Here is a 19,620-nt window from a genome sequence, read left to right as displayed (position 1 = left end):
ACTGCCATCTGCGCAGACTGTGAAATGAGGAAGAGCTGATCGCTCTTCCTCATTTTTGCGTGCTTCTTCCAGGTGCTCGATCCGCACAAAAAAGCTGCCCCACCGAACTGAATCGGTGGGGCAGCTTTGTGGTCTTACCGGCTTAGAAGCGCGGGTGGTCTCCGGCCAGGAACGCACGCTCTGCTGCGGCGTCCGAGGCCTTCTTGATGCTTCCCAGCGTCCAGCAGTCGATGTGGCGTGCGGTGAGCACGGCCAGCGCACGATCGACGTCCTCAGGAGCGACGACGGCAACCATGCCGACACCCATGTTGAAGGTCTGCTCCATCTCGGCGCGCTCGACGCGTCCGCGCTGCGCGATCATCGCGAAGACTGCGGCGGGGCTCCACGTTCCACGATCGAGTTCGGCAACGAGTCCCTTGGGCATGACGCGTCCGAGGTTGTTCGCGAGGCCGCCACCGGTGACGTGGCAGAAGGTGCGGACGTCGGTCTCGGCAGCGAGGGCCAGGCAGTCCTTGGCGTAGATCTTGGTGGGCTCGAGGAGCTCCTCACCGAGGGTGCGGCCGAACTCGTCGACGTGTGCGTTCAGGTTCATGCGGTCGATCTCGAGAAGCACCTTGCGGGCCAGTGAGTAACCGTTGGAGTGCAGACCCGAGGATCCCATGGCGATGACAACGTCGCCGGGACGGACGCGGTCCGGTCCGAGCAGCTTCTCCGCTTCGACGACGCCTACGCCGGTGGCGGAGAGGTCGTAGTCACCATCGGCCATGATGCCGGGGTGCTCGGCGGTCTCGCCGCCCAGCAGCGCGCAGCCGGCCTGGATGCAGCCCTCGGCGATGCCGCCCACGATCTCGGCAACTCGCTCGGGGATCACGCGTCCGACGGCGATGTAGTCCTGAAGGAAGAGCGGCTCGGCGCCACAGACGACGAGGTCGTCGACAACCATCGCGACGAGGTCGAGGCCGACGGTGTCGTGCTTGTCCATCGCCTGAGCGACGGCCAGCTTGGTTCCGACGCCGTCGGTGGAAGCAGCGAGGACAGGCTCCTTGTAGTCACCCTTGAGCGAGAACAATCCGGCGAATCCGCCGAGGCCGCCCATGACCTCGGGGCGGCTGGCCTTCTTGGCCATGGGGGCGAAGAGTTCCACCGCCCGGTCGCCGGCGGCGATATCGACTCCTGCTGCTGCGTAGGAGGCGCCTGCTGTGCGGTGACTGTCCTCGGTCATCGGATTACTACTCCAGCCCTAGTATTTCTCGCGCACGTTTTCTCCGTGCACAGGTATGTGTTGTGTAATCCTCGCGACGTGCCGAGGCGGTCGACTCGAGCGAACAAGACCCTCAGCGCACACAAATACCGACGATTACGCCCTTACGCTACCGGACACAGGCAGCTGACGAGACCTCGCGTACCGTTCGCGCTCAGTTCTGGAGCTGCGAACCGATCGAGGTGTGCAGCGCCCGCAGACTGTTCTGCCCGAGTGCAACAGTCTCCGACTGGATGTGCCGCAGGAGGTGTCCGTCGTTGAGAACCTTCTCGCTCGACTGGATCAGCACCGTTCCGGCGCCGGTGAAATCGAACTGTTTCTCTTCACCCGTATTCGCACCGAACATGGTTCCCCGCACCGAACCGAGGAAGCTCTGCATCCAGTCGGCGTCGAAGTGGTGGGACGGCGACGGGCAGTCAGCCCAGCCGACGAGAGCCTGTGGATCGATCCGCAACGGAGGTTCGGCAAACATGACCGGACCGTTGGACGACGCCAGAAACTTCCCGGTACCGAGCAACGTCAAAAAGCCTGGCACGATTGACTGTTTGAGTTCGAGCCCGTTCTCGAAGGCAAGCAGGTTGGCAGCGCGGATCGTGAGGTTGCCGTCGTCGAGATCGTAGGAATTGATGTTGAAGCCCCGGTCGCCCAGAATCAGCTTGCCTTGGCCCTGGGCGATTACCCAGTCGTCCGCGTACAGCGGCGACGAGAATCTGGCCGCCACCATCGCCGACATGCTCGTGCGTCCGAGCGGCTCGAAATTGACCATGCCGTAGTACGCGATCATTGCGCCTTTGGACGTGAACCAGGGCTGCCCGGTCAGCTCGATGCAGAAGGCGTAGTCATTCCCCGGGACGTTGTCGTTCGCAGGCAGAGATGCCGGAGTGTGAATTTCGATACTCATTCGATTTCTCCCTCAGAACTTCTGCTCGGACGCCTGAACCCAGACGGTGCCCATACCGGTCATCTTCAGCTGAATGGACTCCCCCGAGCCCTTGCCGACGGCTTCACGCCAGCCGACGTTGGCGGAGATGTCGACGGTGATCTGCCCGAGGTGGCACACGTACGCCTGCGGGTCCACCACAACTTGGGGATTGTTCGGACCGACCTGCAGAGGAATTGCCCCGCCGTGCGAGAGCACCGCGACGCTTCCCTGCCCGTGCAGTTGTGTCGTGAACAGTCCTTGCCCTGTCATCGCACCGCGGACGGCGCCGCGAACACCACCTTGCGACGTCAAGGCCACGATCGAACTTTGCAGGTAGGCGTCATGCGCTAGAAGACGATCTGCTTCCACGGTGAGCATGGACGAGCCGTCCAGATGGATCACGTCGACGTACAGTCCGGCGTGACCGTAGTGGACCTCGCCCTGTCCTTCTGCCGCCATCATGCGTGCATGTTCGCCCGACATCATCCGGCCGGCCATGCCCGCGATGCCACCCATATTCGGCATCGCACCAGGACCGCCGCCCATGCTGTGCGGGACGAATCTGACGTCGCCGGTGTAGTAGAGCATCGATCCGGTTCGGGCCAGCACGTTCTGCCCTGGAACGAGAGTCGACTTGACGACCTTGCTGTTCACCTTTTCCAACGGCATGGTTCAGCGCTCCTCGGGCTGGATGTAGACGACGCCGGATCCGTCGAAGCGCAGCGAGAACGCCTCACCGCTGCCACCGCCGATCGCGGACCGCCAGGTGACGTCGGTGACGAAGCTCTGATTCAGTTGTCCGCGGTGGGCGACAAAGGCGTCGGGGTCGGCAACAAGCGGGTACTGCGGGCTGACTTCGAGGGCGATGATCGGCCCGCCCTTCGACAGCACGGCCACCAGACCGGTGCCGCTGACAACTGTCGTGAACAATCCCTGGCCGGAGCCGGCGCCGCGGAGGCCGGCAAATTTCACGTCGGTGCGTAGCTGTCCCACGATTGCCAACAGCTGTGATGCTTCTACGTGGAGAGCGTCGTTGTTGAGTTCGATGATCGTGATGTCCTGGGCGTCCACGGCGAAGTAAACGGTGCCTTGACCACTGACTTCCATCAAGGACAGCGACTCTCCGGCTGCCTTCTGTTTGAGCGCAGCGCGGATTCCACCGCCTCCGCCCATTCCGGCGTTCTTGAAGGTGACCGCACCCTCGTACGCCACCATAGATCCGCTGATCGCTTTGATGGTGTCCCCCATCAAGTCCGCGACCAGGACTCGATGCCCATCCATTCTCAGTTGCGCCACGAGGGCACTATGCCAGATAGCCGCGACACTTGACGTGACCGGAAACATAAAAAAATTTGCCGCCCCGACAATCGGGGCGGCAAATTATCCGTTTCGGCGGATTACGGGCGGCTGAGTGCGCTCGCGTTGTCGTTGTCGCGCGTGGCAGCCGAACCGGCCGCACTCTCGAGCATGCCTTCGAGGACGTTCTTACCCATCGACGTCTCCTTCGGGAGCGCAATCGGGTAGGTGCCGTCGAAGCAGGCAGCACAGAGACGGCTTGCGGGCTGCTCGGTAGCCGCGATCATGCCTTCGGTGGAGATGTAGCCGAGGCTGTCCGCTCCGATGGAACGACGCACACCGTCGAGCATCTCCTCGAACGTGGCATCCTGTCCGCCTGCTCCGTTGGCGATCAATTCGGCCGGTGAGGCGAAGTCGATGCCGTAGAAGCATGGCCACTTGACCGGCGGCGAGGCGATGCGGACGTGAATTTCGAGGGCGCCGGCTTCGCGGAGCATCCGGATGAGCGCACGCTGCGTGTTGCCGCGGACGATCGAATCATCCACCACAACAAGCCGTTTGCCGCGGATAACTTCCTTGAGCGGGTTGAGCTTGAGCCTGATGCCGAGCTGACGAATGGTCTGCGACGGCTGGATGAAGGTACGGCCGACGTAGGCGTTCTTCATCAGTCCCTGGCCGTAGGGAATGCCTGAACCCTGTGCGTACCCGACTGCTGCGGGAGTGCCGGACTCGGGAACCGGAATGACCAAGTCACCCTCGGCAGGATGCTCGCTGGCGAGCAGGCGACCGATTTCGACGCGGGTCGAGTGGACCGAACGGCCACCGATCACGCTGTCGGGACGGGCGAGGTAGACGTATTCGAAGACGCAACCCTTGGGCGTCGGGTTCGCGAAACGGGAGGAGCGGACGCCGTCGGCGTCGATCGCGAGCAGCTCACCGGGTTCGATGTCGCGGACGAACGACGCGCCCACGATGTCGAGGGCTGCGGTCTCGCTGGCAACCACCCAACCGCGATCCAGGCGACCGAGGCAGAGCGGACGAATTCCGTGCGGATCACGCGCTGCGTAGAGCGTGTGCTCGTCCATGAAGGTGAGGCAGAACGCGCCTTCCAGAGTGGGAAGCAGTTCCATGGCGGCCTGCTCGATGGTGCTGTCGCCGGCAGCGTGTGCCAGCAGACCACCGATCAGGTCGGAGTCGGAAGTCGCAGCGTTTGGGCGCTTGTCGTTGACCAGGCCGGCTGCGCGAGTGCGGCTCGCGAGTTCAGCGGTGTTCACCAGGTTGCCGTTGTGGCCGAGGGCGATGCCCGTGCCTGCCGTCGTGGTGCGGAAGATGGGCTGCGCGTTCTCCCACGTCGTGGACCCGGTCGTGGAGTAGCGGCAATGTCCGACGGCGACGTGACCTGGCATCGCTGCGAGGGTCTGCTCGTCGAACACCTGGCTGACCAGGCCGAGATCCTTGAACACCAGCACCTGGGAGCCGTCGGCCACCGCAATGCCGGCAGCTTCCTGACCACGGTGTTGTAGCGCATACAGTCCGTAATACGTGAGCTTCGCCACATCCTCTCCCGGCGCCCAGACGCCGAATACACCGCATTCTTCGCGGGGCTCGTTCTCGTCCTCGTCGGACGGGTTCGTAGCGAGGAGATTTGGACTGTTGACCGACAGATCGGCACGAGTCACGTGGCGCTCCCTTTGTGGGCAGGGGTTGGGGGGCATACACAGTCTACGGCCAATTCTCCTCGTGCCTTGCCCAGGGCAACCTTGCCTTGAATCGGACCGATCAGTCTCTGCAGTCGCCGCGGCGAATTTCAGCGATGGCTCACGGCGCGCCACTCAGTTCGGAGCCCCGCAACCGACTACTCCGTATTCGCCGAAAAAGATATCGCCTGGAAGGATCTCCACTGATGAGCCGACCGTTCTCATTCTCGAATTGAGCGTCGTGATCGCCCGGTCGATCCACCTGCACCATGTCAGGGCTGCATCAGTCGCTCGCGAGAGATTCGGACCCCACTACGACGTCAACCCCCTACTGAGTGTTTCGTCAGCTAACCGTTCGTAGCTTGATGTCACAATCGCAGTAGCGGCAACCAGTGCGCAATTTCGGGAGCCCGACTGCCGGATGCATCAACCCGGCCGTCAGCGGCAGCTTCACCGAACTCGAGCAGGCCGGTCACCATCAACAACCATGTACGAGTATCTGTTTCGACGACGTTGGGTGGGGTTCCGCGAGTGTGACGCGGACCTTCGATGCATTGCACCGCGACAAAGGGTGGGACCCGCACCTCGACGCTCGATCCAGGAGCAATCTGTTCGAGAGTGCGCGCACTCATCTTCACTGCCGCACCGAGTTCAGCACGAGAAGGCTTCGGAAGCTCCGGATCTCGAAGCCAAGGTCCGACAGCAAGAATCGCGGCACGAAATTCTGCGGGGTCGACCGCGCGGCGCGGTGGCATCAGTTCACTCCCTGTCCATTGGTGGCGATTCGAACGGCAAGTGCTCCACCGGCATTGGTCGCCAGATGCAGTAACGCCGGCGCGAGGACGCTGCCACCTCGGCGGTGCAGCCACTCGAACAGCAACGCCGACGCGCCCGTAAAGGCCACTGCGGCAGGGACATTGTCGCCGGCACCGCGCGCCGGCGCGACGTGCCACAACCCGAAGGTGAGAGCATGCACGGCCTGCGCTGTTGGGCGGTTCAGTTCACGATTCCAGACTGCGGACATAGCGCTGCGGAACAACAATTCTTCGGACAACACCGTACCGAACGGGATATGCAGGATGATCCATTCGAGGAAGTCTTCGCGACCGTCCGCGCGCTCGTCGGCAGCGAGGGTCGCGCGCAACGACGGAACGGCCAAGGCAACGCTGTAACCGGTAAGGACTGCCCCGGCCGCAGCTCCCCCGAACTGCGCACCGCCACGAATACCGGTGTGGGCCAAACCCAATTCCTCACGGCTGTAACCGCGCGCCCGAAGGACTCCGATGGCCGAGCACCCCACCACGGTGTTGACCACTGCCCGCGCGCGGGGTGAAAGTCCGAACGCCGGGAGCACCGCATTGCTCCACGTGATCGCAGCTACCGAGAGCGCAATCGACGCTACTCCCCTCATTTCTCCGGGCCTTGAGACTGCAACGCGGCAACCAGTGACGCCCGCACTCGCTCGGTGTCTGCCGCCGTCCAGCCTTCTGGTTGAGCGACGCTGACCCAGCCGTCGAGCACGGTGGTTCCGTAGTTGTGGCCGTGCCCGTCCGGAACACCCGCAGCATTACCGAGATCTGCAGAGACCTGCCAGAACGTGACGATCGGGAACCATTTCATCGACGGTGACCGGTCGAATCCAGGAATCTCCTTCAACCACGGTGGCCGGTTGAACATGAGGTCGGGCGACCACCACACCACCGGATCCGATGGGTGCTGGATGAACAGCACATGGGGGTCCGGCCACACCATTGCGGCGGTCGGAATGTCTTCGGCTCGATCCGCAAACCGGACCCCAGCCAGACCGTCAGCGTAGACGGGAGCCACTTCGGTTGTGCCGGGGTCGCGTCGTTGCACAATCGAACGCCACAGCGACGTGGCATTTGGCGGGCCCACCCACAAGATTCCGTCAGCGGTCTCGCGGGCGGCTTGAAGAGTGTCGAAAGCTCCAGCGCCGGCCATGACGCCGAGGCTTTCGCCGTAGACCATGAACTTGGGTCTGGTGGCTTCCGGTTCCTGGAGCCATCTTTCGTGAACCCGCTCGATCAAGAGGCGTCCGGCAGCTTGCGCCTTTTCCTGATCTGCGAGGAAAGAGATCCAGCTCGGCAGATACGAGTACTGGCTGGCGACCAGCGCCGTATCGCCGTTTCCGACCAACTCGATCGCTTGCGCGGCGGTGGGATTCACCCAACCGGTACCGGTCGTCGGAATGACAACGAGCACCTTGCGCTGGAAAGCGCCGGTCCGCTCGAGTTCCTTGATGACCAGATCCATGCGCTCATCCGGATCTTCGGCACTTTCCAAGCCCGCATACACGCGGATGGGGTCCGTCGCGGGCTTGCCGTTGGCCGCTTCGAGTTCCTGTGCGTTCAAACCGCGTGAGACGAAGTTCCGTCCCTCGAACCCCAATGTGTCCCAGGGCGCGGCAGATTCGGGGCTGCCCGATTTCATCGGATCCTGTGGTTCTACGACGCCGTCGCGCGTGGTGGAGTTCTGCAGACTGAAAATCGAGTTGGTCGCGGCGTAGATTCCGCGCACCAGTACGCCGTCGACCAACATGAAGAACAGAACCGTCACAACCACAACGCCGACGCCGTTGGCAACCGACCGCGACCAGCGGAAGCGTCGCATCAGCACGCGCGCAATGAGTTTCACCAGATCGTGAAGCAACCGCCACAACGCGATCAGTGAACCACCGATGAGCACGCTCAGGCCGAGAGTGCGAATGTATCCGCTGGTGGTGGTGCCTTCCGCGTCGGTCAGCGCGGCGATTTCGCGCTGCCACCCCGCGGCGTAGACGAGCATGATGATCGAGGCAACGATCGACGCGACCGGAACAAAGATCTTGATCGCGCTCGGCACCGGTTCGGGAAGAGGCCACCAGCGACGGCCACTGAGCAAATACCGCTCCACGGCCCACCCGATTGCCGTTCCGACACCGTAACCGATGGCCGAGTTGATACCGCCGATCAAACCTTGGAACAGCCAATCACGCGGCAACAGCGAAGGAGTCAGCGACCAGCAGAAGAAGAACGCGGCAAACGCAATGCCGGTGAAGTCGAGTTTGAGGAGCCCCCACGCCCACTCGGTGAAGGGATTGTCGAGCCTCTCGAGAGATGCGGGAACAGCCAGCCGCAGGTGGTGTTCCTGCGGCTGGCTGTCAGAAGAAGTCAGTTCTCCGGAATCGACCATCTATCACCCGAACAGGGCAGGCAGCGTTCCCTCGAAGGCCTCACGGAGCTTGGCCATCGTGACGGAGAAGTGTCCCTGGATCTCCACGGAGTCGCTGCCCTCGTCGACGACGCCGATACGCGTCCACGGCAAGCCGCGAGCGGTGCACATTCCGGTGAAGCGCGTTTCCTCGGTGCGCGGAACCGCCACCAGGACGCGACCCGAGGACTCGGAGAAGAGTGCCACGAACGGGTCGGCATCTTCGGGAAGCAGGATGCGGCAGCCGGTTTCGCCGGCCAGTGCGGCTTCGATTACTGCCTGCGCCAGTCCACCTTCGGACAGGTCGTGGGCTGCAGTGACGAGGCCGTCACGCGACGACGCGAGCAGGATGTCGGCGAGAAGCTGCTCACGGGCGAGGTCGACCTTCGGCGGCACGCCACCGAGATGGCCGTGCTCGACCTGCGACCAGATGGAACCGTCGAACTCGTCGTGGGTGTCGCCGAGCAGGATCAGCGTCTCGCCGGGCTCGAGTCCGAGGCCCGTCGGGATACGGCGGTGAACGTCGTCGATCACACCGAGGACGGCAACCACCGGTGTCGGCAGGATCGGCGTGGTGCCGGTCTGGTTGTAGAAGCTGACGTTGCCGCCGGTTACCGGGATTCCGAGTGTGGCGCAACCATCTGCGAGGCCGCGAACGGCCTGCTGGAACTGCCACATGACGCCCGGGTCTTCGGGGGAACCGAAGTTGAGGCAGTTGGAGACGGCCTTGGGCGTTGCGCCCGTGACTGCCACGTTGCGGAATGCCTCTGCGAGAGCGAGCTGCGCACCGGTGTACGGGTCGAGCGCGGTGTAGCGGCCCGAGGCGTCGGTGGACAGCGCGATTCCGCGGCCGGTCTTCTCGTCGATGCGGATGACGCCGCCGTCGGCGTTCTCGGCCAGAACGGTGTTGCCGCGGACGTAGCGGTCGTACTGCTCGGTGATCCACTTGCGACTGCACAGGGCAGGCGAAGCAATCATCTTCAGCAGGGTGGCTTCGAGTTCTTCATCCGTCTCGGGGCGCTTGAGTCCTGCGGTGGTGTTCGCGATCAACGCGTCCTGGGTGGCCGGACGCTCGACGGGACGGTGGTAGACCGGGCCCTCGTGAGCGACGGTGCGCGGGGGGACGTCGACGACGGTCTCGCCGTGCCAGGAGATGGTGAGGTGCTCACCGTCGGTGACCTCGCCGATGTCGGTGGCCAGGACGTCCCACTTCTTGCAGACCTCCATGAACGCGTCGACGTTCTCGGGCGTCACCACGGCGCACATGCGCTCCTGCGATTCGCTGGAGAGAACCTCGGCCGGGGTCATTCCGGTGGCACGCATCGGAACCTTTTCGAGGTTGATGTGCATACCGCCGTCACCGGCTGCAGCCAGCTCGGAGGTGGCGCAGGACAGTCCGGCGCCGCCGAGGTCCTGGATACCGACTACGAGTCCGGCCTTGTAAAGGTCGAGGCAGCACTCGATGAGCACCTTCTCGGTGAAGGGGTCGCCCACCTGAACCGCAGGGAGCTTCTTACGACCGCCACCGTCACCGTCGAACGTTGCCGACGCGAGAACCGAGACGCCGCCGATGCCGTCGAGACCGGTACGAGCGCCGAACAGGATGATCTTGTTGCCTGCACCCGAAGCAAAGGCAAGGTGCAGATCCTCGACGCGCATGACGCCGGCAGCGAGGGCGTTGACCAGCGGGTTGCCGGCATAGGACTCGTCGAAGACGGTCTCGCCGCCGATGTTGGGGAGGCCGAGGGAGTTGCCGTATCCACCGACGCCGCGCACGACACCGTCGACGACTCGACGGGTATCCGGGGCGTCAGCAGCGCCGAAACGCAGCTGATCCATGACGGCGATCGGCCGGGCGCCCATTGCCATGATGTCGCGGACGATGCCGCCGACGCCGGTTGCCGCACCCTGGTATGGCTCGACGTAGGACGGGTGGTTGTGGCTCTCGACCTTGAACGTGACTGCCCAACCGTCGCCGATGTCGACGACGCCGGCGTTCTCACCGATACCGGCCAGCATGTTGGCGCGCATCTCGTCGGTGGTGGTCTTGCCGAAGTAGCCGAGGTGGACCTTGGAGGACTTGTACGAGCAGTGCTCGCTCCACATCACCGAGTACATCGCCAGTTCGGCGTCCGTGGGACGGCGACCCAGGATCTCCTTGATGCGGGCATATTCGTCGTCCTTGAGACCTAGCTCCTTGAACGGCTGAGCGGCATCGGGATCAGCCGATGCGTGCGTGACGGTATCGACCTGATGAGCAGACACTGGAGAGGGGTCCCTTCCCTACGGGAGTCAAGAGCGAGCCGGCGCGGAGCGGGACACCACAAATGTGCCCAACGAAAGAACGTGCCGGGAGACAGTCTATCGGGGTGGGCCGACGACTTCCGCAGACGGCGGCACCGACGCGAGCAGCGGGTCTTCGAAGTCGTCCCCGTCACACTCGTTTACGGTTTCGGTAACCGGTCGGTTTTTATTTTCGGTCCGGTGTCGCTTGGTACTCGAACGGAAGGTTTCCCCATGCCACAGGATGTGCGTCAGTCGGACGTCACGGCTCAATCCCAGTCGGTGACGACCCCGCTGACTCCCGCGGCGATTTTCCTGGTTGCGACGGTGAATCCTGGCGGCGAGGACACAACGCGCGCATTGCTCGCCGATGTGGCCGGCCTGCAGCGGTCGGTGGGTCTGCGCGTTCCCGGTTCCGGTTTGGACGTGGTGACCAGCATCGGTTCGGACGTCTGGGATCGTTTGTTCGCCGGTCCACGGCCCGCCTTGCTACGACCGTTCACGGCTCTGCAGGGAGACGTCCATCACGCGCCGTCGACGCCCGGAGATCTGCTCTTCCACATTCGTGCGATGAGCATGGACGCGTGCTTCGAGGTAGCTCGTCAGATCACGAAGCGCCTGCACGGCGCGGCAACTGTCGTCGACGAGATTCACGGTTTCCAGTATTTCGAGAACCGCGACCTCATCGGCTTCGTGGACGGAACCGAGAACCCGTCGGGCCGCGCCGCGATCGCTGCCGTGACCGTCGGCGACGAAGATCCTGATTTCTCGGGCGGCAGTTACGTCCATATCCAGCGATACATCCACAACATGCGTGAGTGGGAAGCGATCACAGTCGACGAACAGGAACGCGTCATCGGCCGCACCAAACTCGAGGACATCGAGATGTCCAAGGACGTCATGCCGGCCAACTCACACGTCGCGCTCAACGCGATCAAGGACGACGACGGCAACTCCCTCGAAATTCTGCGCGCCAACATGCCTTACGGACGCCTCGGTGATGACGAGATCGGCACATTCTTCATCGGGTACTGCGCCACTCCCGCCATCACCGAGCGCATGTTGGAGAACATGTTCCTCGGCTCACCGCGCGGTAACTACGACCGCCTTCTCGACTTCTCGACAGCCGTGACGGGTTCGATGTTCTTCACCCCGACGACGGAATTCTTCGAGAAACTCCCCGCTATGGCCTCTAACTCCTCGGTGTAAGAAACGCGCCGAGAGCGTCCGCATACATCGTGATGTCGGCGGCGCCCATCAACTCGCGAGCCGAGTGCATTGCGAGCTGAGGCGCCCCGACGTCCACGGTGGACAGCCCGGTACGCGATGCAGTGATCGGTCCGATGGTAGAACCGCAGGGAAGATCAGCCCGATGCACGTAGCGCTGCAACGGAACTCCCGCTTGGTCGCAGGCAAGTGCGAACTCACCGGCACCGGCAGCATCCGTCGCGTATCGCAGATTCTGGTTGACCTTGAGTACCGGCCCACCGTTGATCTCGATGCGGTGCGCGGGTTCGTGACGTTCTGGGTAGTTGGGATGCGTCGCGTGCGCCATGTCGCCGGATGCGCACACCGAACCTGCCATCGCCTGTAGGAATTCGCCGCGCCCACCGCCGCGGCCCAACACTATTCGTTCGAGGACCGTGTTGAGCAGATCCGAGAACGCACCGCGATCCGACATGCTGCCCACCTCTTCGTGATCGAAGAGCGCAAGCACGGGCACATGGCTCCCCGGAGATTCGGCGGCGGCTAGAAGTGCTTGTGTCCCGGCATAACACGTGCCCTGGTTGTCGAGCCGCGGCGCACTGACGAGCTCTTTGCCCAGGCCAACCACAGCGCTCGGCGCCAGGTCGTGAGTCATCAACTCCCAACCCAGAACGGATGATTCAGCCACTCCGGCCCGATCGGCGACAAATCCGATGAATGACTTGGGCTTGGTGCCCACACCCCAGATTCCGTTGACATGCCGCTGCGGATCCAGTGTGACGCCCTTGCGGTCCTCGGACAGATGGATCGCCAACTGCGGGACGCGAAGAATCGGGTCGTCGATGCGAACCAGCTTCTGCTCCACAGTGTTTCCCACCCGGATACTCACACGGCCGGAAATACCGAGATCGCGGTCAAGCCACGAGTTCAGCAAAGCTCCGCCATACGGCTCGAGGCCTACCATCTGCCAGCCCGCCGACGTCAGATCCGGATGCTGCTTCACCCGCAAGTTCGGGCTGTCGGTATGACCACCGACGATGCGGAACGGCGCGGAATCGCTGACTCCGTCGGTACTCCACGCGATCAGTGAACCGCCCCGCACCAGGAAATACCGTCCCGGCTCCGACGGCCACGCCTGGGTCTCCTGCAGTTCCACAAATCCGCTGGCTGTGAGCTGCGACGCCACTGTTGCACACACGTGGAACGGTGACGGCGACGAATCAACGAAACTACACAGGCCAGTAGCGTCGGCCCCGGTCAGAGAAGGGTGGGAAGTCATGTCCTTCATCATGCCCGACTAGCCACCACTCAGCTGTGGGCGCCGGACACACAGAACTGGTTGCCGTCTGGGTCTGTCAGTGTCACCCAGCGGAATCCGTCCATGTTCTCGCGGTGATGCTCAGAAGCGCCGGCCTCGATCAGCCGCGACACTTCAGCGTCGAGATCCTCGCTGGACAGATCGAGGTGGATTCGGTTCTTTCCGGCCGTGGGATCCGGGACTTTCTGGAAGGCAAAATTGGTGGAGGCGCCGGGGACCTCGACGACGTAGAACCATCCGTCGTTCTCCTGTGTGACGCTGCCGCCCAACTGCTCAGCCCACCATCGCGCGAGCGGACCTGGATCAAGGCTGTCGAATGTGATCATTCCCAGAGTCAGTGTCATGGGCCAACGGTAAAGGAAGGCACCGACAATTGAGGAAAATTCTCTCACTCGGGAGAGACTGCAGCGGGAATGCTTGCGGCACCTATCACGGCGGCAACGACGGCGACCGCCCCGAGAATCAGGTAGGCGTGGGCATAACTCCCGGACCACATCGAGAGCACGCTGCCGGCCCACGGCCCGAGCGCCATGGCAATGACGATCGGCGCCGACATGATTCCGCTCAGACGGCCGTAGTGCTCTCTTCCCCATCGATCGGTAATCGCAGTGGCCTGGATGAGGGTGAAGATTCCGCGGACCAATCCCGCGCCGATTGCCAGACCGATCAATACGGTGGCGACGCCAGTGAGACCTAGCCCGGCGGTGCTCAGTCCGGCGACTGCAATAACGGATACGGTGCGCATACGAACGGTCGTTCGTGCCGCAAACGGCAGATAGAAGAGTCGGCCGACAACCTGGCCGGCGCCGCCCAACCCGAGCGTCAGAGCGGCAAGACCGGGACTGAAACCTCGTTCGATCAACAGCAGCACAAGATTGAACACTCCCGCCGACGCGGCAAACGCCCCGGCTGCGAGAGCAATGCCGAGTGCCAGAAAGGCAGGACTGCGGACGGCGTTTCGGAAATCGCCTGGGTGCGCCCCGGCAAGGCGAACCGGTTCGGGCCACGAACCTCGCAAACCCCAGATATGCCCGGGGACAGTAACTGCAGCCAAAATGAGCGCGAGAACCAAGTACGTTGTGCGCCAATCGAATCGATCGTCAAGAGCAGCGGAAATCGGCGCGAATACCGTGCTGGCCAAACCGGCGGCAAGTGTGAGGATCATCAGCGCTTTGACGTGGCCGTCACCGTACCAACGGGTCAACGCGGCGAATGCCGGTGGATACAGCACCGCCCCCATAGCGACTCCTGCGAGTACCCACCCGGCAAAAAAGACAGGGATCGTAGGTGCTGTCGCAATGGCGACAACCGCAGGGACCGCAAGCACCGAACCCGTGGTCATGACCCAGCGGGGCCCGTGTCGGTCAAGGACCCGCCCGACCGGAATCCCGACTGCGGCAGCAATCAGCTGACTGACGGAGAACGCAGCCACGATCACCGTGATCGACCATCCGGTGTCGCGTGAGATCGACACCGACAGAACAGGAAACGCGTAGTACAGGATTCCCCAACTGGTAATTTCTGTCAGGCACAACGCCGCCAGGACCCGCCGCAGGCCCGAAGGAGCGAGGGCAACGGACGGATCCTCGACGGTGGTCATCGGTTTGGTTCTATCCGCAGGAGTTGGCACTACCGGCGCGGCCGGAGAGTGAAATCAGTTGCGGAGCCGGTGTAGCGCAGCAACCACCTTCACTTTCCGCGGTATCGGGTTCGTCGAAAACTCCTGCCCCACCGCAGACTCCGGTTTCCGGGAGAATCAACTCCACCCGGGCAGCAGCTTCGTGATCACCGGCAAGTTCGGCGGCGATGCTGCGAACCTGCTCGTATCCGGTCATGGCCAAGAACGTCGGCGCGCGGCCGTAGCTCTTCATCCCCGCCAGGTACACACCCGGTTCGGGGTGTCGAAGTTCCTTCGCGCCATGGGGATACACCGTGCCGCAGGAGTGGACGTTCGGGTCGATCAGCGGCGCGAGCTCTGTCGGTGCCTGCAATACGGGGTCGAGACCGAGGCGGATTTCCGAGAGCCAGGACAAATCAGGACGGAAGCCGGTCAATGCGACGACATTGTCGACGTTCTCGACCCGGTGACCGCCATCGGAGATCAGCGACACCTGGCCGTCCCCCGCGGATTCGACACTTGCGGTGCGGAATCCGGCGACCACAGTGAGGAGCCCGTCGTCGACGGCCTTCTTCGCGCGCAGTCCGAGCGCACCGCGAGCGGGCAGCTCGTCAGACTCGCCGCCGCCGAACGCGGAACCGACATTCCCCCGCCGGACCACCCAGGTGATTCGGGTGCCCTCCGCCTCGAGTGCGGCCAGAGCGACCATCGCCGTCAGCGCCGAATGACCGCTGCCCGCGATGACGGTGTGCTTTCCTGCGAAACGTGCGCGCACGGCCTCGTCGTCGAGATCGGGGACACGATACGTGATCACATCCCCGGCCGCATTCTCCCCGAGCGCCGGCAAACCTTCCCCGCCAAGAGGATTGGGTTCTCCCCAGGTTCCCGAGGCATCGACAATACCCTGAGCGAAAACTCGATCCTCGGTCCCGTCGGTACGACGAATATGAATCGAGAGAGGTTCGGTGTCCCGGCCGTCGTCAACGACCAGGTCGCGGCCGCGTCGGGCAACGCCGATCACCTCGGTGCCGAACTGGACCACATCGCCGAGGGCTTTGGCGAGCGGCTCGAGGTAGAGCCGTCGCCATTGTTGACCAGTCGGGTAAGTATCGGCGTCGGGCGAGGTCCATCCCTTCTGCTCGAGCAGGCGCCGAGCCGCCGGGTCGACAAGTTCGGACCAACGCGAAAACAGACGCACGTGATTCCATTCGGATATCGCTGCGCCCGCCACATCGCCGCGCTCGAACACCAGCGGTGCGAGGCTGCGCTCGCGCAGCTGCGCAGCGGCAGCGAGACCGATCGGTCCGGCTCCGATCACCACAACAGGTAGTTCATCCATCACCAACACTCCTTCATCGACAGTCATCAATATTTAATCCAACTATATTGACGAACATCGATGAAGGCAACCATCGATTGATATCGATATAGTGTGAATATGACATCGCTGCAGACTCCGGCCGTTCGCATCGGCGATTCGGCCCAGGGCCAGATCGGTTCGAACCTGATCGAACAGAGTGACGCCGACACGTATGCACAGTGGTTCGCTTGCCTGGCCGAGCCGATGCGGGTCCGACTCCTGCACCGGGTCGCGAGCGCTACCGGCGGGATTACCGTCGGCGCACTCGCAGAAGCTCTGGGAATCGGACAACCAACCGTCTCCCACCATCTACGCAAGCTCGCCGACGTGGGATTCGTAGATCTGCGCAAGGATGGAACCAGCACCGTTGTTGCGATGAGTCCGACGTGCTGCGTTGCCTTGCCACAGCCGGCCGACATCGTCATGGGAGTTCTCGCGCCGCGGCCCTGCTGCCCGACCGATCTGCCCGACGACGTCACCGTGCGGGCGATGGCCGACAAAGACTGGGACGCGGTCCTACGGATCTACGGCGAAGGGATCGACACCCGCAACGCCACCTTCGCCGTCGAGGTTCCTACCCGCGAGCAACTCGATGTGCAGTGGCTGCCAAAACACCGCTGGGTCGCAACCATCGACGATGTCGTCGTGGGATGGGCGACTCTGAGCCAAGCCTCCGGGAGAGACTGCTACCGCGGGGTTGCCGAGAATTCCGTCTATGTAGCCGACGGGATGCGTGGCCGAGGCGTCGGAAAAGCACTACTGCGCAAGCAGGTTATGTCCGCCGACGATGACGGCTTCTGGACCTTGCAGACCTCGATCTTCCCCGAAAACCGCGCTTCGATCTCACTGCATCACTCCGCCGGTTTCCGAACCATCGGCATCCGCGAGAAGATCGCTCAACTCGACGGCATCTGGCGCGACACCGTTCTCCTCGAACGCCGAGCGGCAGAATCCACCTAGCCTCCTCGACAGGTCACCAGTTGCACGCTATTTCGATATCTGTCAATATTGACAAATGTCGAATCAAGACGTGCCGGAATCCGACGCGTGCTGCACCCCACTAGTCCGCGAACCGTTGACCGAGGACTGGGCCGGTGACTTGGCCCGGATGTTCAAGGCACTCGGCGACCCCGTGCGACTGCGCCTGCTGAGCCTGGTGGCCAGCCACCAGGGTGGAGAAGCCTGCGTCTGCGACATTTCCGACACGTTCGATCTGTCTCAGCCGACAATCTCGCATCACCTCAAGGTGCTGCGCCAGGCCGGACTGCTCGACTGCGAACGACGTGGCACCTGGGTGTACTACTGGGTCATTCCGGCTGCATTACAACAGCTTTCATCGGTCCTCCTGGTCGAAGGATCCGCCGCAGACGAATGCGCCGAGGTCACGGCATGAGCAACGCTGCCACAACCGAGAATCCAACCGTTGTCGGCAAACTCTCCACTCTCGACCGATTTCTTCCGGCGTGGATCGGTGTCGCGATGGTTGCCGGACTGCTCCTGGGCCGTTGGGTTCCAGACTTGAACACAGCAATCGAAAAGGTGCAGATCGACGGTATCTCGCTGCCGATCGCGCTGGGCTTGCTGATCATGATGTATCCCGTACTCGCGAAAGTCCGATACGACCGCCTCGACACCGTCACCGGCGACAAGAAACTCCTTGCCGGATCGCTGTTCCTGAACTGGATCCTCGGACCGGCACTGATGTTCGCCCTTGCCTGGCTTTTCCTGCCCGACCTCCCCGAATACCGGACGGGTCTGATCATTGTCGGCCTGGCCCGCTGTATCGCAATGGTCATCATCTGGAACGACCTGGCCTGCGGAGACCGCGAAGCCGCCGCGGTATTGGTAGCCATCAACTCGGTGTTCCAGGTAGTCATGTTCGCCGTGCTCGGCTGGTTCTACCTCTCGGTTCTGCCCGGGTGGCTCGGCCTCGAGCAGACAACGATCGACACGTCCCCGTGGCAGATCGCCAAATCCGTGCTGATCTTTCTCGGCATCCCGTTGCTCGCCGGCTTCCTGTCCCGCTTTTTCGGCGAGCGGTCGAAAGGCCGAGACTGGTACGACAACACGTTCATTCCCAAGATCAGCCCGTGGGCGCTGTACGGTCTACTGTTCACTATCGTTGTCCTGTTTTCGCTGCAAGGCGAGCAGATCACTTCGCAGCCGTGGGACGTCGTCCGCATAGCGCTTCCCCTCCTGGCTTACTTCGCCCTGATGTGGGGCGGTGGCTACATCCTCGGTGCCACAATGGGATTGGGATACAAACGCACCACAACACTCGCGTTCACCGCAGCCGGCAACAACTTCGAATTGGCAATCGCCGTTGCCATCGCCACGTACGGCGCCACGTCCGGCCAAGCACTCGCCGGTGTTGTCGGCCCACTGATCGAGGTACCGGTGCTGGTCGGCTTGGTCTACGTCTCACTCGCTCTACGTAAACGCTTTGCCACCCAGGATATTTCACTCGCATCTGCCGACTCTACAAACGCATCGTCCTAGAGCTGCTTCGTGAAAGGAACCCGAAACTCATGTCCGACAAGCCCAGTGTTCTGTTCGTGTGCGTCCACAATGCCGGCCGGTCACAGATGGCGGCCGGATTCCTGAATCATCTCGCCGCCGATGCCATCGAGGTTCGCTCAGCCGGATCCGCGCCGGCCGAGAGCGTCAATTCCGCTGCGGTCGAAGCGATGGCGGAGCTAGGTATCGATATCTCCAACCAAACTCCGAAGATTCTCACCGCCGATGCAGTGCAGAATTCGGACGTTGTCATCACGATGGGCTGCGGTGATACCTGCCCGGTCTTCCCGGGTACAAGCTACCGAGACTGGGTTCTCGATGATCCGGCTGGAGCGGGCATCGACGCCGTCCGACCTATCCGGGACAAGATCAAGGCCCATGTACAGGCACTTGTCGACGAACTCACGGCCCAACCGGTCTAGCTGCTACTACCTAAACAGCAGTGTGGTTCTCGCTGCGTTCCGACTGCGCCAAGTGGGCACACGCCTGCACCAACAGTGCAAGTGACTCACTGGACAACCCCTCCGCGACACGCATGAATCGCAGCGCCCAGACGTCCGATACCTCGACCTCGTTGCTGCCACCCATCTCGCCCAACCATTCCAGGACGATCTTCCGGGGGTCTTGTCCCAAGAGTGCGCGACCGTCCGCCAGCACTCCACCAGCCATCTCCCACTGAGCATCCGAGCAGGACAACACTGCCGCAAGGTGCCCACGAGTGAGCACCGTCCCCGATTCGGCCGCCGATTGGAACAGGACGCCAAGGCGATCGGCTAAACCCCCGCCGCCGTATTGCCGATTATCATTGTCGGACAACCCATTCGAGCTTCCGAGACTGATTGCCTGACGAGACATGGGAACGCCTTCCATGATGCTACCTCCACCGATTTCGCAATAACGGTCTTGTCACAACGGTCATCCATACGCCATCG

Annotated in this window: 19 protein-coding genes; 5 read left to right on the top strand and 14 right to left on the bottom strand. The window is 62.8% G+C overall.

Annotation, left to right across the window (positions count from 1 at the left end; translation table 11 throughout):
• Positions 1-142: 142 nt before the first annotated feature.
• From purM to purL, 9 genes are all read right to left on the bottom strand, one after another.
• Positions 143-1,222 (bottom strand): phosphoribosylformylglycinamidine cyclo-ligase, encoded by a 1,080-nt coding sequence (purM, locus tag CJ178_RS25650; RefSeq protein WP_033233949.1) that lies wholly within the window; start codon positions 1,220-1,222, stop codon positions 143-145.
• A 193-nt stretch (positions 1,223-1,415) separates the two neighbouring features.
• Positions 1,416-2,162 carry an AIM24 family protein gene (locus CJ178_RS25645; protein WP_033233948.1) on the bottom strand — a complete coding sequence of 249 codons (747 nt, stop codon included), beginning with the start codon at positions 2,160-2,162 and terminating at the stop codon, positions 1,416-1,418.
• A gap of 12 nt (positions 2,163-2,174) precedes the next feature.
• Entirely contained in the window at positions 2,175-2,852 is a 678-nt protein-coding gene (locus CJ178_RS25640; protein ID WP_033233947.1) for an AIM24 family protein, read from the bottom strand.
• 3 nt (positions 2,853-2,855) lie between these two features.
• Positions 2,856-3,464: an AIM24 family protein gene (locus CJ178_RS25635; protein WP_033234334.1), complete on the bottom strand. Its 609-nt coding sequence runs from the start codon at positions 3,462-3,464 to the stop codon at positions 2,856-2,858.
• A gap of 116 nt (positions 3,465-3,580) precedes the next feature.
• Positions 3,581-5,158 (bottom strand): amidophosphoribosyltransferase, encoded by a 1,578-nt coding sequence (gene purF, locus CJ178_RS25630; RefSeq protein ID WP_033233946.1) that lies wholly within the window; start codon positions 5,156-5,158, stop codon positions 3,581-3,583.
• A gap of 386 nt (positions 5,159-5,544) precedes the next feature.
• Positions 5,545-5,931 carry a sterol carrier family protein gene (locus tag CJ178_RS25625; protein ID WP_045068792.1) on the bottom strand — a complete coding sequence of 129 codons (387 nt, stop codon included), beginning with the start codon at positions 5,929-5,931 and terminating at the stop codon, positions 5,545-5,547.
• Positions 5,931-6,587, bottom strand: coding sequence for a CPBP family intramembrane glutamic endopeptidase (locus CJ178_RS25620; protein ID WP_033233944.1), 657 nt, complete (start codon positions 6,585-6,587; stop codon positions 5,931-5,933). Before CJ178_RS25620 ends, CJ178_RS25625 begins: the two co-directional genes overlap by 1 nt.
• A complete protein-coding gene (locus CJ178_RS25615) occupies positions 6,584-8,368 on the bottom strand; it encodes an alpha/beta hydrolase (protein WP_095888303.1) in 1,785 nt (594 codons plus the stop codon). The genes CJ178_RS25620 and CJ178_RS25615 overlap by 4 nt, the downstream gene beginning before the upstream one ends.
• 3 nt (positions 8,369-8,371) lie before the next feature.
• Positions 8,372-10,651, bottom strand: coding sequence for a phosphoribosylformylglycinamidine synthase subunit PurL (gene purL, locus CJ178_RS25610; protein WP_033233942.1), 2,280 nt, complete (start codon positions 10,649-10,651; stop codon positions 8,372-8,374).
• 252 nt (positions 10,652-10,903) lie between these two features.
• Between purL and CJ178_RS25605 the strand changes: the two genes are divergently transcribed.
• Positions 10,904-11,878, top strand: coding sequence for a Dyp-type peroxidase (locus CJ178_RS25605; protein ID WP_095888302.1), 975 nt, complete (start codon positions 10,904-10,906; stop codon positions 11,876-11,878).
• Here CJ178_RS25605 and CJ178_RS25600 read toward each other — a convergent pair.
• The 4 genes from CJ178_RS25600 to CJ178_RS25585 are packed head-to-tail and all read right to left on the bottom strand — an operon-like array spanning position 11,862 to position 16,150.
• Positions 11,862-13,154, bottom strand: coding sequence for a M18 family aminopeptidase (locus CJ178_RS25600; protein WP_095888682.1), 1,293 nt, complete (start codon positions 13,152-13,154; stop codon positions 11,862-11,864). The genes CJ178_RS25605 and CJ178_RS25600 overlap by 17 nt on opposite strands.
• 29 nt (positions 13,155-13,183) lie before the next feature.
• Positions 13,184-13,537, bottom strand: coding sequence for a VOC family protein (locus CJ178_RS25595; protein WP_092806403.1), 354 nt, complete (start codon positions 13,535-13,537; stop codon positions 13,184-13,186).
• Positions 13,538-13,581: 44 nt separating this feature from the next.
• Complete coding sequence (locus CJ178_RS25590) at positions 13,582-14,793, bottom strand: MFS transporter (protein ID WP_095888301.1); 1,212 nt, start codon at positions 14,791-14,793, stop codon at positions 13,582-13,584.
• Positions 14,794-14,803: 10 nt separating this feature from the next.
• Positions 14,804-16,150 (bottom strand): NAD(P)-binding domain-containing protein, encoded by a 1,347-nt coding sequence (locus tag CJ178_RS25585; RefSeq protein ID WP_095888681.1) that lies wholly within the window; start codon positions 16,148-16,150, stop codon positions 14,804-14,806.
• A gap of 99 nt (positions 16,151-16,249) precedes the next feature.
• Between CJ178_RS25585 and CJ178_RS25580 the strand changes: the two genes are divergently transcribed.
• Genes CJ178_RS25580 through CJ178_RS25565 form a run of 4 tightly spaced genes read left to right on the top strand, consistent with a single transcriptional unit; the run spans position 16,250 to position 19,110 of the window.
• Positions 16,250-17,131 (top strand): helix-turn-helix domain-containing GNAT family N-acetyltransferase, encoded by an 882-nt coding sequence (locus CJ178_RS25580; RefSeq protein WP_095888300.1) that lies wholly within the window; start codon positions 16,250-16,252, stop codon positions 17,129-17,131.
• 55 nt (positions 17,132-17,186) lie between these two features.
• A complete protein-coding gene (locus CJ178_RS25575; RefSeq protein ID WP_092806398.1) occupies positions 17,187-17,564 on the top strand; it encodes an ArsR/SmtB family transcription factor in 378 nt (125 codons plus the stop codon).
• Complete coding sequence (gene arsB, locus CJ178_RS25570; RefSeq protein ID WP_095888680.1) at positions 17,561-18,670, top strand: ACR3 family arsenite efflux transporter; 1,110 nt, start codon at positions 17,561-17,563, stop codon at positions 18,668-18,670. The genes CJ178_RS25575 and arsB overlap by 4 nt, the downstream gene beginning before the upstream one ends.
• 29 nt (positions 18,671-18,699) lie before the next feature.
• The gene (locus CJ178_RS25565) at positions 18,700-19,110 is read left to right on the top strand and encodes an arsenate reductase ArsC (protein ID WP_095888299.1); all 411 of its coding nucleotides are present in this window, start codon (positions 18,700-18,702) and stop codon (positions 19,108-19,110) included.
• 10 nt (positions 19,111-19,120) lie between these two features.
• On the opposite strand, the gene CJ178_RS25560 is transcribed toward CJ178_RS25565, so the two are convergent.
• Positions 19,121-19,543 (bottom strand): hypothetical protein, encoded by a 423-nt coding sequence (locus CJ178_RS25560; protein ID WP_179300841.1) that lies wholly within the window; start codon positions 19,541-19,543, stop codon positions 19,121-19,123.
• Between the last annotated feature and the right edge of the window lie 77 nt (positions 19,544-19,620).

Origin of the sequence: Rhodococcus sp. ACPA4, assembly GCF_002300185.1 — a bacterium.
Taxonomy (GTDB): domain Bacteria; phylum Actinomycetota; class Actinomycetes; order Mycobacteriales; family Mycobacteriaceae; genus Rhodococcus_F; species Rhodococcus_F globerula.
This window is presented reverse-complemented; position numbering and strand designations above follow the sequence as displayed.